The organism is Hydrogenovibrio sp. SC-1 (genome assembly GCF_002848135.1).
Lineage (GTDB): Bacteria > Pseudomonadota > Gammaproteobacteria > Thiomicrospirales > Thiomicrospiraceae > Hydrogenovibrio.
Genome location: NZ_PKGB01000004.1, coordinates 79880 through 94516, shown reverse-complemented (window position 1 = coordinate 94516; position 14637 = coordinate 79880). Strand labels below are relative to the sequence as shown.

Here is a 14637-nt window from a genome sequence, read left to right as displayed (position 1 = left end):
CTCTAATTCTTGACTACAAGCTTCAATAACCCGGACCGAAAACCAAGGTTTCTCGCATTGAGGAAATATTTTGTTTTTTTTGTAACAGCTCAAATAGCCAAGTGGCGCCGGTGGTATCACCAAATAAAAGCGCTCCAATAACCTGATTGTTTTTTAATACAATTTTCCGATAAATATTTTTTGCTAGGTCTCTAAACACAATCACATCCGTTCCGTTTTCCCCTTTAAAATCTCCAGCAGAAAACAAATTCACCCCGGTAACCTTTAGCATCGTAGAGGTAATGGAACCTTTATAAGACACGTATTGTCCGGCCAATCTCTTCGCCAGCACCTTAGCCTGTTCATACAGTGGCGCAACAAGACCATAGGTTTGACCACGATGTTCATTGCACTCACCTAGCGCGTAAATATTTTCGGCTGAGGTTTCAAGATAATCATTCACCAAAATACCTCGATTAACATCAAGATTGGCTTGCTTGGCTAACTGAATGTTGGGGCGAATGCCTATCGACATGACCACCAGATCGGTTGCAATTTCTGCCCCATCATCTAACCGAATGCCTTCAACCTGTTGTTGCCCTAAAATTTCGGTGGTATTGACGCCTAAACGAAACTTCATTCCAGGTGAATGATTCGAGTCCTGTTCGAGATGGTTCTTTAGCAATTGACTGGATTCTTTATCCATCTGCACATTCATCAGCACTTCGTTTCTATGAATAACGGTGACATCCATCCCCCTTTTTATTAAGCCATGGGCGGCTTCCAACCCTAGTAGCCCCCCACCAATGACAATGGCTTTATTCTTATTCTCGGAAACCGATAGCATATTTTCGACATCACGAATATCTCTAAACGTTACAACACCCGGTAAATCAGCACCGGGTATCTCTAATTTAAAAGGGTTAGAGCCTGTTGCGATAACGAGTTTGTCGTAAAAGTATGTCTCGCCACAAAAGGTTGTGAGAACTTGTCCTACTGAATCAATCGCTGAAACCGTTTTGCCAGTGTGCAAACGTATTCTCTGTTCTTCAAACCAGGCCTCATCATGGGTCATAATATCTGGGATTGTTTTTTCGCCAGCCAATACCGGAGATAACATGATACGGTTGTATCCCCCGACAGGTTCTTTGTTGAATACTTCGATCTCATAGGTATCCGGCGCTTCTTCCAGCAAGTGTTCAAGAAAACGCGTTCCTGCCATTCCTGTCCCGACTAAAATAAGTTTCGGTTTCATAAGATCACCCGTTCCTTAATGATTAACCTTGCGCTGCTTTTCATACAAGAAACGCAACACTTCAGAACGATAATGGTTATAAGTCGGATCATCTGCTAGGGCTAAACGATCTCTTGGCTGAGGTAAATCCACGCTTAATATTTCACCAATACTGGCTGCTGGGCCATTAGTCATCATCACAATGCGATCCGACAGTAAAACCGCTTCATCCACATCGTGCGTAATCATAATGACAGTATTGTTTAACTCCTTCTGGATCTCCATTAAGGAGTCTTGCAAATGCGCTCTGGTTAGTGCATCCAGAGCGCCAAAAGGTTCATCCATTAGCATGATTTTAGGTTGCATCGCCAATGCCCGAGCAATGCCGACACGCTGCTTCATCCCGCCTGAAATTTCATCAGGTCTTTTATGCATGGCATGATCCATATGAACCAGTTTTAAGTTATGTTCAATCCACTCTTTTTTCTCTGATGCGGTTTTGCTTCTTTTAAACACTTGATCAACGGCTAATTCCACATTTTCATATGCTGTTAACCAAGGCAGTAACGAATGGTTTTGAAAGACAACAGCCCTTTCTGGCCCTGGTTCATTGACCTCTCTCCCATCCAACAATACACCGCCTTCAGTGGCTTCATAAAGACCTGCTACAATATTTAATACCGTCGATTTTCCACAACCTGAATGCCCAATCAGGGAAATAAATTCACCTTGTTTTATTTTTAGATCTACTTTTTCTAAGGCTCTAAAAGGTCCTTTAGGGGTTGGAAACTCTATCCCAACATCTGTTAATTCCAAATGAACTTCTGACATTTTCTTTCTCCTACCCCGGTTTATCGTAATGTGACAGACTTATCCCACGACACTGCTTTTTGCAAAATCAACATGCCGCGATCTAAAATAAATCCAACAATCCCAATCATAATGACAGCGACCATAATACGTCCCAGAGAGTTGGAGCTTCCATTTTGAAATTCATCCCATACAAATTTACCCAGGCCTGGGTTTTGAGCCAGCATTTCAGCTGCAATCAACACCATCCAGGCAATCCCTAGTGAAATTCGCAAGCCTGTAAACATCATAGGAATAGAGCACGGTAAAACGATTTTTCTGACATGTGTCCACCAGCTCAAACGTAAAACCTGGCTTACATTTTTCAAGTCCTGAGTAACCGTCGCCACACCAGCTGCAGTATTGATGATCGTCGGCCACAAACAACACAATAAAACCGTAAACATCGAGTTTAGAAAGGCTTTGTCAAATGCAGGATCATCTGTCACATAAACCGCAGATACGACCATAGTAACCAGCGGTAACCAGGCAAGTGGAGAAACAGGCTTAAAGATTTGGATCAAAGGATTGACCGCGGCATAGGCATTGGCACTTAATCCAATGACAATCCCAATTGGAATGGCTATGATAGAGGCCAAAAAAAACCCACTCATCACTGTCACCAAACTTCGACCTATTTGTTCAAAGAACGTTGGTGGCCCAGTGTAATCTCTAATCGTCGGAACATAGCCCGGATCTTTTTCAACTCTTTGCGCATTACGTTCTGCTTGGCGCTCGTAAAACTTTTCTTCTTTTAATGCAGATGCCTCAGCTTCTTCTTGTAAGGAGATAAATTGCTCATAGGTCTGTACTGGACCAGGAAACTGTCCCAGAGAAGTATGAATATTGGAGGATGCTCCTTGCCAAATGAGCAAAAAAACCACCAGGCCTGCTATGGGCAATCCAATCATTTTTGTAATATTATTGATTTGACCTTTTCGGTCTTCACCAATAAGGAGTTTATAAAAAGGCTCAACAAGTGACCATTTTAAAGGGTTCATATAACTTACCTTTATTTCTTAAAAGCAGGTTCATAAAAGAAAGAACCTGCAAACAATTTACTTACAGTTTTTCTTTGCCTTTTAGGCCGATCTTCAGGCTATCAATATATGCATTAGGGGTTGATCCGTCATAAGGTATGCCATCCATAAAATCATCTTGCACACCTCGATAACCATCCGTTGTAAAAACGGCATTATCAAAGTCGGATTTTTTCATCACACCGTCTTCAATTAAGGCCTCAACCGCTTTTTTATAAATATCAGGACGATAGACTTTTTTCGCCATACCCTGATACCAAGTATCCGGCTTATACTCTGAAATCTGTCCCCAACGGCGCATTTGCGTCATATACCAAATGGCATCGGAATAATAGGGATAGGTTGCGTTATAACGGAAGAAAACATTGAAATCCGGTTCGGAGCGCTTGTCTCCTTTTTCATATTCAAACGTCCCTGTCATTGAATTGGCAATGACTTTATAGTCTGCCCCCACATAACTGGATTTAGATAAAATCTTGACCGCTTCTGGACGGTTTTTGTTGTTTTCTTCATCCAGCCATTTAGCGGCTCGAATCATGGCTTTGACGATACGAATAGTTGTATTTGGGTACTGTTTATAAAAATCTTCTCTTAAACCAAAGACTTTTTCTGGGTTGTTTTTTTGAATTGAATTGTCGGAAATAACGGGTACCCCGATGCCCTTGAAAACCGCTTGCTGATTCCACGGCTCTCCGACACAATAGCCTTCAATTGTGCCGGCTTCCATCGTGGAAGGCATTTGTGGCGGGGGCGTCACAGAAAGTAAGACATCTGCATTTAGTGTTCCTGCCGTATCCCCTTTATGCGGCGCATAATAACCCGGTTTAAGCCCTCCTGCTGCTAACCAATAGCGTAGTTCATAGTTATGCGTTGAAACCGGAAAAACCATTCCCATCTTAAATGCTTTGCCAGCATTTTTATAAGACTCCACAACAGGCTTTAATGTAGACGCACTGATTGGATGCTTAGGTTGGCCGTTTTCCATTTCAACATTGGGTTTCATCGCTGCCCACGTTTTATTCGAAACAGTGATTGCATTACCGTTTAAATCCATTGAAATAGGGGTGATGACATTTGATTTGGTGCCATACCCTATAGTTGCGGCAATTGGCTGACCCGCTAGCATATGAGCTCCATCTAGCTGACCATCAATGACTCTGTCCAATAGAACTTTCCAATTCGCCTGGGCCTCTAGCTGAACATAAAGCCCTTCATCTTCAAAAAAACGTTTTTCGTAAGCAACGGCTAAGGGCGCCATATCCGTTAATTTAATAAAGCCAAATTTCAAATCTTCTTTTTCTGGATAGCCTAATTCTGCATAGACAGGAGAGCTGATAATACTGGCAGAAATTGCCAGCGCTACTATAGATTTTTTAAATAAATTTCTTCGATTTGATTCCAACATAACCCAACCTCACAAAATAAACAAAAGACAAAAAAAAACGCCCACACGGACTTCTTTACATAAAAAGCCTGTGTGAGCGTCATTACTCTAAATTCAATTTTTACTAAATCAAGCTATAATCACGCCAAACACCTTATATTCTTATAATTCAACGATATACTAAATATACATCTTTTTAAAATCAATCTAAAAACACCAATACCGAACAAACAAGCACCAATAAAGTGCTATCTAGCACCAGTACAGCTAATCCGCTTTTAAAACTTTTTCAGCAACCGTTATTATCTTTTCGCCTTGTGACATAGCCAGTTGTTGCATTTTTTGATGTGCAACCTCCTCTGATAACTTGAAGTGCTTCATCAGTTTTGCCTTTGCTCGTTGTAGAATTTTCTGCTCGTTCAACGCTTGTCTCGTCAACGCAAGCTCTTCTTGCGTTTTTTTTAACTCTCCTCCCTGCTGCTTAAGCTTTTCAATCAATAGAGACTTTGCACTAAGAGACACATCAAGCTTTACATCGGGTTCTGTAATATGGTTATCAAAAAAAATCTCATCCTTATTTAAAAGCTTCTCCGCTTGAGTTAATTTAATTACACAAGTTTTCATAACCAACTGCATTAAAGACTCTTCAAGGTTTTGAATGATGTCAATGTGAGCAGTACTCGCCTCAAACCACTTGCGAGCCACCAACACCCCAAAAAGACTTGGGTCTAGTACACTCTCTCTAGATTGAAAAAAAGCCTTATCTTGACTTAAAGTCTTTAAACCTTCTAAAAGATGTTGAGGCAAATAGTCCTTGGCTGCTATTAAATTATAATCTTGCATTTGTATAACGCTGCTCAACTGACTGACAAGTACTTCATCATTAAACAATTTTGCCGCCTTAATGTAAGTACCCAATGCACGCTCTTGGCCTGCCAATTCTTTTGCATTCAAAATATAAATTAACGATACCATTAATTTTGAGACATCAGGCTCTTGCGGTAACTCTGTCATTTCCACCACTATATCGATAAAACTTTTAATAACTTGACTAAAGAAAGAAGTTGCCTGAGCAGGAGAAATTGATTGACTATCAACATCTCTACGCACATCAAATAAAACCGAATTCATCAAATTTAAAGACTTAGCAATACTAATAAAAATGCCACTTTGAACTGCTTTACCTTGTGAATTATCCAACCACTGTTCGATTAATGAATCAAATACTCGCCTTTCCTCACAAAAAAGCGCACGATATTTTGTATAGTCAACTTTCTCATCCACTTCCCCTAAAACCAAGTGCAATGCAGACGCCCCTCTTTCCAGCTGCAAAAAATAAATCATTTTTCTTAACTTGCCTACTAATTGAGAAGTCTCATAAAGACTTTCCATCCCTTGAACTTCAGCTTGAACAGAAGCCTTTAGAAGTTGCGCGATTTTTTTCACATCCGACATCAATTCACCTAAAAAAGTCTAAATTTTTACAAAAAAACGAAGTTATTTGATCTTACCTGTAAACAAAAGGGATTCATATGGCAGAACCTGAATTTACTAAACTCTTTTTTGATACAACTGGGGTTTGATGGCGTTATCTATTCCTTCTACCCGAAAACATTACACAAATCACCGGAGATACAACCCATTTTGCAATATTCAGATCGATTTGCGCCGTTTGTTCGCCACTACATTGAACAGGACTATGGCAATCGTGATTTTGTAATACGACTCGCCTTTAAAGGTCATAAGCGTTGTATTGATTGGTGGGTAGAAATAAATAATGGCAATGTCTGGTAAGGCCTGACTTTACTAGACACTTTTTTTATTATCAAAATACCACTTTTCATATTTAACAAGTGAATACGTTCATAATAAAATGACTAAACATCTCTAGGGGTTTTGTGGCGATTCAGTTGTTTGCTGGCACCAATCGAAGCCAGCCTTCATCAAGGATTCGTTGTTTAACGGGCTTTGTGCAAAAAATTTGATTTTCGGGTGGTTTAAACTGATTTTTTAGATTAAACAGCCCCAAGAGCACATCTATGTGTCGGCAGTACTGGTTGGTTTGGCAAAGAAAAAACATAGCAATAACTGCCAAACTACGCACATAACTCTCCCCCATCAATTGTGAGTATTGAACCAGTAGTATATTTGTTTTTCATTAAGTACATGTAACCTTCTGCTGCTTCTAAATTAGAACCTAAACGTCTTAATGGAACATTACTGCCAAGATCTGAAATTGCACTGTACCGTGCCAAATCGTTAGGAAATCGTTCGATGAAGCCCGGCGAAACTGCATTTACACGAATAGGAGCTAATTCAACAGCCAATGATTTAACTAATGATTCAATAGCACCGTTGATTGCTGCCGTTCCTGAAAATCCGACATACCCTCTAGAAGCCGCAATACCCGAAGTTAAAATAATACCTTCTGAAACAGAATTGCTACGAATCGCGTGTAAAGCCAAAAAATATTGCCCCCAATATTTAGCCTCAAACGCCGATTTATGATTACAGATTTCAGTATCTACAAACTGTTGCGAAATATGAGTAGGCTTAATGGTTGAGATTAAGTGATCAATAACCCCCAACTCTTTAAAAAAGCCAATTACCTCTTCTTCAATACTCGCATCGAGTTTATAAATAGTGATAGGCTGTTCAATTTCATCGCTAGCTAATTTTAGTTTTGCTGATGAACGAGATGCAATTGTGACATTAGCTCCTGCTTGAGTAGCTTTCTTAGCTAGTGCTAAACCAATCCCTGAACTACCACCGACAATTACTATATTCTTCCCTTTCACTACTGACTCCGTGGTGTTGTATGTGGTCAAGTTTTTTTGGCCACATCCTTAGAGCAATTATCCTGATCAATCTTAGCGATTATCAGGCATTCCACTGGCTTTATTAAATTCTTGTGCTGCATTGGTTCGAGTTTGCATTTCATCTTCCATGGTTCTTGAGCCGTTTAACCATCCATAGAAAAAAGCTTCTAAATTTGCACGATGTTGTTTCTTTACTATAGCCAACTCTGCTAACGTTTCTTCTCTCGAAATACCTATCTTTTCATTCAACTGAATCGCGACATCGGATAATGATCTTATACCTGCATTAACAGAACTTTCTGCTCGTTGTAAGCCTTCTGGTACTGCAAGCTCTTCATTATTAATCTCTAAATGAGCAGACATTAAGCTAACAGAAACCTCGTCGACCCGCAAGCGAGTTTTAAGATCGCTGTCACTTTGAATCATCTCTTTATCGCCATAACGAGAAGCCCCTGATATATAGGCTTCTATGCCTTGACGTTGCTCTGGAGATTTGGCATTTTTTAAACGCTCATTTAATTGGTCAATATAAGTTTGGGTTTCAGGAAGTAGGTCTTCATAAGGTTTAGGACCTTCTAAATAAATATAGCGCGGCTCAGTATCAAGCCATGCTTTGTAAAACTCCACGGGATCGGTTTTCAAAGCATATTTTTCTTTGCGCTGTGCATCTACAGATTCAGACGATAAACTCACCAAGTCAGCTTGCTGAGGTTGAGTAATTTTGCTATTTTGAGTTGAAATCGCCACTTTAGAATTCTGGCCTGCAACATCATAGGAAGAGGTTGCCGCATTCGCTGATGAAATAACCATAATATATTCTCCATGTTAACCATAAGGCTAGTCGAGCAAGTTAAATGTCCATGAATTTGCTTTGCCTTATATGGTATTTACTACCATTAAGTTGATAAAACCCTAGCAATCAGGCTTTTTTGATCGCTTCATTAGGGGAATCTAAAAGAACACAAGAGTGCCACAGATTATTCACTTACTTATGTTAGTTTCGATAATCAAAATTAATCCCTTTTGACTTCAAATCTGTAATGACCTGAATAATTTCTTCACCATTAATTCTTACCTCATTGAAATGCCACGCTATTTCTCTTGAGCACATTTCATAATCTTCAAGCCGTGAACCAGTCGTAATAAAACATAAGTCTTCACTCGTATTAGCATCGACAATCACCCCCATATCAATTAATGCTGGAATGGATATGCTTGCCTTTTTATGCAAAAGGTTATCTTCTACTGATGGGCTCTGGTTTTGATATAGAAGCGCATTCTCAATTAACTCATCTCTCTCGCAGATAGATACTTTGGTAACGACATGGTAACTATTTGGCAGGCCTGCATCCAAGCTAAAATCAAGTGTTAAGAACATATCCTGTTCTTCAGGTATCGTTTCAAAAAAAATCTTTCCATAATCCCCACTCAGACCTGTATTACGCATCCATTGGTCTGAAAAACTGAAAGAGGACTGGTTACCAAACCAGTTTTCATATGGAAACGTCGTCCCATCAATAATTGATGTTTCTGCTTCATTCTCAACAACATCTCTTGTCGATGATGAAACCCCTTCTAAATACATATTTTTCGAAATGGAAATGTCTGGCTTGTAACAGCATGATGATAGTAAGGTCATCATCATGCCCAATAAAATCACACTTTGTCTATTCACCAACCTACCCAACTTTAACTAAAGCCTTTCAATTTTAAGCAATGAAATTTAGCTTTAAGTGTGTTCGCCATTGATCCAAATTCATATTTCATTTCAACCTAAGCTCCATTTGTGCGGCCTTTAAAATATTTTTCATCAAAATTAAGAAGCGATAGCTAAATTTATATCATATAAACTTGGGGAATAACGATGCCTTTTATATAGGAATTCCTACTCATAATGTTTGCAGAAATTGGTTTGGTTTATTTAAAATGTAGAGCATCCACTTTTAACCACCACCAAAACTTCAATATTTATGAATAACAAACCTAAGATTAACCAGATTACATTTGGAGAGGCCTTTTCTAGTTTGTGCGATAAGGTTGAACAACTGGGGTTTGATGGCGTTACCTATTCCTTCTACCCGAAAACATTACACAAATCACCGGAGATACAACCCATTTTGCAATATTCAGATCGATTTGCGCCGTTTGTTCGCCACTATATCGAGCAAGACTATGGCAATCGTGACTTTGTGATTCGCCTGGCCTTTAAAGGCCATAAGCGTTGTATTGATTGGTGGGTAGAAATAAATAATGGCAATGTCAGACCTGATGAGTTAGAAGTGACAATAGATGGTCGAGATAATTTTGGTATCCAAAATGGAATTACCATTCCGATTCTGAGAGGACCCTATGCAATTGCGGGCATTTCTGTAATTACATTTAATCCAAGCCAATCCTATTTTGAGCAACTCAAATCAGAAAAATTGGATGAGCTTATCAATTGTGCAAGTGATTATCACTTTGCCTTAATGACGGGTGATGACGGTATTTACGCTTTTGTATCCAATGTAATGGCATGCCTGAGTGAATCACAAAAATTGGTGATTCAACACCTACTCAGAAATCAACCGATGAAGGCCATTACAGTATGGAATCCTGAGATAAGCGTTAAAAATGCCGAACGAATTTTGAGAGCTATCAAGAAAGAGTTGGGCGATATCTCTACCAATCAATTGATGTATTTGCTTGGAAGAATGGATGCAAAAAAATCTCTAAAATTTTAGTTGCGATTCAGAGTATGAAAATACTTTAAAAATAGTCCTGTTTAAGTTGACCAGAACATTCTCCCTGGCATCAATAGAAAACTGAGAATTAAGAAAGAAAACTGTCAGACAATGACTAAAACCTGGCGTTTGCAAATAATCTCTAGAATCAAAAAATAAAACCTAAAGACTAAACTTACCTTCGAAAGTTTGTAGCTCTTTCATCGTTTGAATTATTTCAGGAGAAATACTATTAGGTTCAAAAACTGCTTCCGCTATCGCAGGAACATCTTCACTTTTAATTCTTGTAGCAGAATTTGGATCAAGAGCTTCATTTGCTTTTCCTAAAGCAGCAGAAACGACAAAATCAGATATTGACACACCTTCAATAGCAGCTGCCAGGGATAAAATCTCTGTTTCTTGATCACTTAACTGAAAATCTAATTTAGTCATAGAAAGCCCCTTTTTTGAAATACATATATTGCAGTATCGAACGATATTCAATGAGTACTTTCAGGTTTACATTGTTGATATCGGTCTTGCACTAATAGCTGGTAGGTTATTACTACATTTTAACGATTATTAGACTGCAAGGTTGATAGTTTTTTTGAAACAACCACAAAAATAGCTCAGTAGATTTTTTATTGTTATCAGCTTTTTCAGCAGAGAAGCTGAATTGATGGGCGCTGCTGGGTTCTTCTAAGAAAAAGGCCATCATCGGTATGAGGTTAAGAGGAAAGATAATTAGGGCTCTGCTGCCATTATTTGAACGATTAACTACTTAATTTTTTTCGATGGAATCTCATTAAACAAGTCTTGTTCTCGAACGCCAAGCGCTTTGGCTAAATAAGAAACTTCATAATCAGTTACACGTCGAACCTTAGACTCAATTTTGGCTAAAGTGCCGCGAGATATATCCCAGCCAACCAAATTGCACTTTGCAGTTAATTGCTCCTGAGTTAATCCTTTACTTATCCGCAGTGTTTTTATTGCGTATCCAACTAAGTTCATTTATCGCTCCGATATCAGAGCTTGATATTGCCTTATAACTCGGCTAATATTGCTCCGATATCAGAGCAATAGTATTTTAAGTTTATTCTCGTAATGAGCCACTTACGCTATTTCTGGTTGCGAGCTGCTAAAAATAGCAATTGCCTTAGCTGTTGAATTAGCCGCTGTTTACATCAAAATATTTCAAAACTGATGAAATAATCATTTTTAACTTCATCGACATGATGACAAGTTGGAATTTAATAGAGGAAAAAACATGAAGAAAATAATTGGACTAATTATGGTTGCTATATCAATTTCTTTCGCTGGCTGTGCTGGCAATGAAACTAAGCCAGTCGTAAAAAAAGAATTTGATGCGAATGTCCCAGCTTTTAAACTTGCTCTGCCTAGTGAAAGTAAAATCAAGCAAGGTGACGTAACCATAATGGTTGAACCAATTGGAAAACCTACAGTTGTGTATCAGAAATATTATGAGCCTGCTAGTGCAGTTATTAACTTTAAGGGGAAGGATTACGTAAACATTGTCACAACGCCTACTCTGGCTTTATCCGACGGTAAAGATTTTTCTAGTAATGATGTTAAATTCAGAATGACCATATTTAATAATAGCCAAAGTGTATTACGAATGAAAAGCTCTGTATTAACAAGTGACATTGACGGAAAAACCAATTCTCTTAATACTAATGGCTCTAATCAAGAATTTTCGGCTGCCATCATTACTCCAGGAAAACAAAAGTCCTATGATTTGAGCGTATTAGATTTTAGTGACTTTGATAATAATGCCAAAACGGAAGGCAACATTTCAATTGCTCTTTACGAATTAAGAGTAGGTGATAAATCTTATAACTATGAATGGTTATACAGTTATAAAAATAAAAATATTAAAATAAAAGCATTCCCAAGAAAAGAAGAAGGTGGTTATATTGATTCCCATTCTGGTCTAGCAGGGAAAACCGTTTATTCCTTAACGTATTAATAATCCATGGCTCTGCACGGTTAACAGTGCAGAACCAATTTTTCAGACCTTAACATGGAGTATGACCAAAAACGGTTATTCATTCTCCCAACTCGCTATCTAAAGGGGTTGCCAAAAGATCAGCATGACAGTTATAAGGATTAAGCCCCTCAAGAAGCTGTTCTTCTGAGTACGGTAGGTTAATCGCAATGGGAGGTGTTACTTTTTTAATCGTAAATCCATCCTCAAAGACCTCTACAGTTACTGGGGTATTTTCTAAAAAGTGTGGAATATCTTTCATAGGACCAGAAATCTTTAAGCCAAGCCCACTCCCCCATTTTTGAATTTTCGCGTCTATTTTTAAACTCATCACAATATCCTTGTTGAAGTATCGTCTTTTTACAAAATCTTTCAAAAACTAATGAAAATCAAAACGATAAATTGATTCTGATAATTCTATCACTAACCTCTGTTTTCTCATAAATACATCGATCACTGATTGTTTTGCTATTCACTGTATATTGATTGCTATAATGCAATTTAGCCCAAAATTTCATAATAAATTGACTTAATCATATTACGATAAGCTGTCCCATCATGCCTCTATCTTCATGCTCCAATATATGGCAATGGAACATATAAGGCGCTGTGGCATCTGTTGTATAGTCTGTAAAACGAATCATAAAACGAACACTATCTCCTGCACCTACTTGAACCGTATCTTTAGGACCTTTTTCATAGGCTGCCACTTGATTGAATTCCCCATTTCGATCTAATAAGTAAAACGAAGCACCATGTACATGAAAATTATGATTCATTCCCGTTCTATTGTTAACTTTCCAAATCTCCCATGTGTTAATTGGTACACGCTCATCAATTCGATTCATGTCCATAGCTTGACCATTGATCGTAAACAACTCAGATTGGTTATTATTCATACCACCCATCATACCTCCCATGTTTAACTCAAAGGTGCGAGTCTTTGCTGCATCTGCTTCAGAAGGGTGCTCTCGACTAGCCAGTATTTCAGGTAATATTCCAGGCTGATCGTTAGGGGTTGTAATGGACATTTCTAAAATTGGCTTGTTGGCATTGTTAGCGTCAACTAATGACAGTTGCTGTCCCGTTCTGCCACTAAGATCGGTGACTAATTCAATACGCTCTCCTGGGCTTAAACTAATCTGTGACAGGGTTTGCGGGGTTTCTAGTAGTCCGCCATCCGTCGATATTTGTTGAAAATCATGACCATCAGAAAATTTAAGCTCATAAAAGCGAGCATTGGAACCATTGAGAACACGAAAACGCACAAGCTGAGCTGGTAATTCAGTGGTGGCATTAATGACACCATTAGTTAAATATGTTCCTCCTGTCATACCATTCATTCCGTCCATAGCACTCGGGAGATAACTCAATTGTCCATCTGCTGTAAAATATCGGTCTTGGACAATCAGAGGAATGTCATCCTCGCCCCAGGTGGATGGCAGCCCTAACGTGTTGATATGGTCATCTTCTACGATCAATAAACCAGCAAGGCCTTGATATACTTGACGACCTGTTTCACCTTCTTGATGAGGGTGAAACCAATTAGTGGCCGCTTCCTGTTTGACTTGATATTGAGCCTGCCACGTTTCTCCTGGTTGAATAAGCTGGTGAGGGCCACCATCCATTTCCCCAGGCAAGTGCATACCATGCCAATGAAGTGTAGAAGACTCTGAAAGATTATTAGTTACGTTGAGAGAAATGTTATCTCCATTACGTACTTTTATTGCAGGCCCTAAAAAATCTCCGTTAATTCCGTATGTATCAGTGGTTTTATCTGTCAAGAATTGGCGAGTCCCTTTTTGTAATTTGAGGTCAAAACTTGTTCCTGTCATTAGTTCAGGAATTGGTAATATTGAACTACTCGGCTCTAGTGATAAAGTTGAACTCAAATTCCGCCTTGATCCAAGATGATCCATACTGGAGTTGCAGTGGGTTAACAATGGGGTTAAACCGAGTAAAGGTAACGTTAAAAAAGTCCGTCGTTTCATTTGATATCCACCCTTCGAGTTTGTGCAAAATAATTCTATAAGTTTGAGTGCCTAATACTGTCACAGGGCTAATGGTTTTGGATTTTTTGTTGAAGATAATATCTTTATGCTGATGCTTTTAATTAAGTCCACCGCGTTCAATCCATATTTTGTATGTTTCATCAGGCCAAAAACTTTGAAAGTATGAAATGATTTGCTTTCTTTCTTTAGGCGATAGCGAGTTATTAAACGCCGGCATAACGCCACCAAGTGGAACTCCGCCACGGATAATAGTTCTTTCTAGCACATTCATTGAATGATGCCATGCATGCGCTGTTCCATTTAATGGCGGAGCCGGATAATGGCCATTTACTTTTTTCTTCCAATTTTTTACTAATCCTTGAGCATATTCTCCATGACAATTAGCGCACTTTTGTTTAAAGAGAAGTCTCCCTGCTTTGACATCACTGTTCGAATACCAGCGCGACATATCCTGAGCAGAGGCTGAACTTGAAATACATATTAAAAAAATAGGTACAAAAAAAAGTTTGCACCAGAAAATTTGATCTTTGGAGAAACCTGGAACAATGGACAAAAACTTCATGTAAAACCCTTTCAAATTAAAATTTAAAATCATACTCTCATCATTTTTTAC

The 14637-nt window shown here is 38.7% G+C and carries 16 protein-coding genes; 3 read left to right on the top strand and 13 right to left on the bottom strand.

Annotated elements, in window-relative coordinates; translation table 11 throughout:
* Nucleotides 1-22: 22 nt before the first annotated feature.
* The 5 genes from CYQ88_RS03420 to CYQ88_RS03400 all read right to left on the bottom strand — a co-directional run bounded on the left by CYQ88_RS03420 (nt 23) and on the right by CYQ88_RS03400 (nt 5941).
* Nucleotides 23-1234, bottom strand: coding sequence for an NAD(P)/FAD-dependent oxidoreductase (locus CYQ88_RS03420; protein WP_101839945.1), 1212 nt, complete (start codon nt 1232-1234; stop codon nt 23-25).
* 15 nt (nt 1235-1249) lie between these two features.
* A complete protein-coding gene (locus tag CYQ88_RS03415; protein WP_101839944.1) occupies nt 1250-2044 on the bottom strand; it encodes an ABC transporter ATP-binding protein in 795 nt (264 codons plus the stop codon).
* Between the two features lie 20 nt (nt 2045-2064).
* Nucleotides 2065-3063, bottom strand: coding sequence for an ABC transporter permease (locus CYQ88_RS03410; protein WP_101839943.1), 999 nt, complete (start codon nt 3061-3063; stop codon nt 2065-2067).
* A 61-nt stretch (nt 3064-3124) separates the two neighbouring features.
* Nucleotides 3125-4507: a CmpA/NrtA family ABC transporter substrate-binding protein gene (locus CYQ88_RS03405; RefSeq protein ID WP_101839942.1), complete on the bottom strand. Its 1383-nt coding sequence runs from the start codon at nt 4505-4507 to the stop codon at nt 3125-3127.
* A gap of 246 nt (nt 4508-4753) precedes the next feature.
* A complete protein-coding gene (locus CYQ88_RS03400; RefSeq protein ID WP_101839941.1) occupies nt 4754-5941 on the bottom strand; it encodes a nitrate regulatory protein in 1188 nt (395 codons plus the stop codon).
* 108 nt (nt 5942-6049) lie between these two features.
* On the opposite strand from CYQ88_RS03400, the gene CYQ88_RS11460 reads away from it, so the two are divergent.
* Nucleotides 6050-6280, top strand: a complete 231-nt coding sequence (locus CYQ88_RS11460; RefSeq protein ID WP_158236001.1) for an autoinducer binding domain-containing protein — start codon at nt 6050-6052, stop codon at nt 6278-6280.
* A gap of 302 nt (nt 6281-6582) precedes the next feature.
* On the opposite strand, the gene CYQ88_RS03390 is transcribed toward CYQ88_RS11460, so the two are convergent.
* From CYQ88_RS03390 to CYQ88_RS03380, 3 genes are all read right to left on the bottom strand, one after another.
* Nucleotides 6583-7284, bottom strand: coding sequence for an SDR family oxidoreductase (locus CYQ88_RS03390; protein WP_158236000.1), 702 nt, complete (start codon nt 7282-7284; stop codon nt 6583-6585).
* 72 nt (nt 7285-7356) lie between these two features.
* Nucleotides 7357-8115, bottom strand: coding sequence for a hypothetical protein (locus tag CYQ88_RS03385; protein ID WP_101839938.1), 759 nt, complete (start codon nt 8113-8115; stop codon nt 7357-7359).
* Between the two features lie 184 nt (nt 8116-8299).
* Nucleotides 8300-8980, bottom strand: coding sequence for a hypothetical protein (locus tag CYQ88_RS03380; protein ID WP_101839937.1), 681 nt, complete (start codon nt 8978-8980; stop codon nt 8300-8302).
* Between the two features lie 295 nt (nt 8981-9275).
* Between CYQ88_RS03380 and CYQ88_RS03375 the strand changes: the two genes are divergently transcribed.
* Nucleotides 9276-10028 carry an autoinducer binding domain-containing protein gene (locus CYQ88_RS03375; RefSeq protein WP_101839936.1) on the top strand — a complete coding sequence of 251 codons (753 nt, stop codon included), beginning with the start codon at nt 9276-9278 and terminating at the stop codon, nt 10026-10028.
* Between the two features lie 162 nt (nt 10029-10190).
* On the opposite strand, the gene CYQ88_RS03370 is transcribed toward CYQ88_RS03375, so the two are convergent.
* Both CYQ88_RS03370 and CYQ88_RS03365 read right to left on the bottom strand, forming a co-directional pair.
* The gene (locus CYQ88_RS03370) at nt 10191-10460 is read right to left on the bottom strand and encodes a DUF1778 domain-containing protein (RefSeq protein WP_101839935.1); all 270 of its coding nucleotides are present in this window, start codon (nt 10458-10460) and stop codon (nt 10191-10193) included.
* A 324-nt stretch (nt 10461-10784) separates the two neighbouring features.
* Nucleotides 10785-11018 (bottom strand): helix-turn-helix domain-containing protein, encoded by a 234-nt coding sequence (locus tag CYQ88_RS03365; protein ID WP_101839934.1) that lies wholly within the window; start codon nt 11016-11018, stop codon nt 10785-10787.
* A 256-nt stretch (nt 11019-11274) separates the two neighbouring features.
* Between CYQ88_RS03365 and CYQ88_RS03360 the strand changes: the two genes are divergently transcribed.
* Nucleotides 11275-11994: a hypothetical protein gene (locus CYQ88_RS03360; RefSeq protein ID WP_101839933.1), complete on the top strand. Its 720-nt coding sequence runs from the start codon at nt 11275-11277 to the stop codon at nt 11992-11994.
* A gap of 79 nt (nt 11995-12073) precedes the next feature.
* On the opposite strand, the gene CYQ88_RS03355 is transcribed toward CYQ88_RS03360, so the two are convergent.
* The 3 genes from CYQ88_RS03355 to CYQ88_RS03345 form a co-directional block, all read right to left on the bottom strand.
* Nucleotides 12074-12343, bottom strand: a complete 270-nt coding sequence (locus tag CYQ88_RS03355; RefSeq protein WP_101839932.1) for a transcriptional regulator — start codon at nt 12341-12343, stop codon at nt 12074-12076.
* A gap of 202 nt (nt 12344-12545) precedes the next feature.
* Nucleotides 12546-14003 carry a multicopper oxidase family protein gene (locus CYQ88_RS03350; protein ID WP_101839931.1) on the bottom strand — a complete coding sequence of 486 codons (1458 nt, stop codon included), beginning with the start codon at nt 14001-14003 and terminating at the stop codon, nt 12546-12548.
* Between the two features lie 118 nt (nt 14004-14121).
* Nucleotides 14122-14619, bottom strand: a complete 498-nt coding sequence (locus tag CYQ88_RS03345; RefSeq protein ID WP_233188798.1) for a cytochrome c — start codon at nt 14617-14619, stop codon at nt 14122-14124.
* Nucleotides 14620-14637 lie beyond the last annotated feature (18 nt).

Coding starts and splice junctions, on each gene's coding strand:
- CYQ88_RS03420 (WP_101839945.1), bottom strand. CDS start 1,234: ATGAAACCGAAACTTATTTTAGTCGGGACAGGAATGGCAGGAACGCGT.
- CYQ88_RS03415 (WP_101839944.1), bottom strand. CDS start 2,044: ATGTCAGAAGTTCATTTGGAATTAACAGATGTTGGGATAGAGTTTCCA.
- CYQ88_RS03410 (WP_101839943.1), bottom strand. CDS start 3,063: ATGAACCCTTTAAAATGGTCACTTGTTGAGCCTTTTTATAAACTCCTT.
- CYQ88_RS03405 (WP_101839942.1), bottom strand. CDS start 4,507: ATGTTGGAATCAAATCGAAGAAATTTATTTAAAAAATCTATAGTAGCG.
- CYQ88_RS03400 (WP_101839941.1), bottom strand. CDS start 5,941: ATGTCGGATGTGAAAAAAATCGCGCAACTTCTAAAGGCTTCTGTTCAA.
- CYQ88_RS03385 (WP_101839938.1), bottom strand. CDS start 8,115: ATGGTTATTTCATCAGCGAATGCGGCAACCTCTTCCTATGATGTTGCA.
- CYQ88_RS03375 (WP_101839936.1), top strand. CDS start 9,276: ATGAATAACAAACCTAAGATTAACCAGATTACATTTGGAGAGGCCTTT.
- CYQ88_RS03370 (WP_101839935.1), bottom strand. CDS start 10,460: ATGACTAAATTAGATTTTCAGTTAAGTGATCAAGAAACAGAGATTTTA.
- CYQ88_RS03365 (WP_101839934.1), bottom strand. CDS start 11,018: ATGAACTTAGTTGGATACGCAATAAAAACACTGCGGATAAGTAAAGGA.
- CYQ88_RS03360 (WP_101839933.1), top strand. CDS start 11,275: ATGAAGAAAATAATTGGACTAATTATGGTTGCTATATCAATTTCTTTC.
- CYQ88_RS03355 (WP_101839932.1), bottom strand. CDS start 12,343: ATGAGTTTAAAAATAGACGCGAAAATTCAAAAATGGGGGAGTGGGCTT.
- CYQ88_RS03350 (WP_101839931.1), bottom strand. CDS start 14,003: ATGAAACGACGGACTTTTTTAACGTTACCTTTACTCGGTTTAACCCCA.
- CYQ88_RS03345 (WP_233188798.1), bottom strand. CDS start 14,619: ATGATTTTAAATTTTAATTTGAAAGGGTTTTACATGAAGTTTTTGTCC.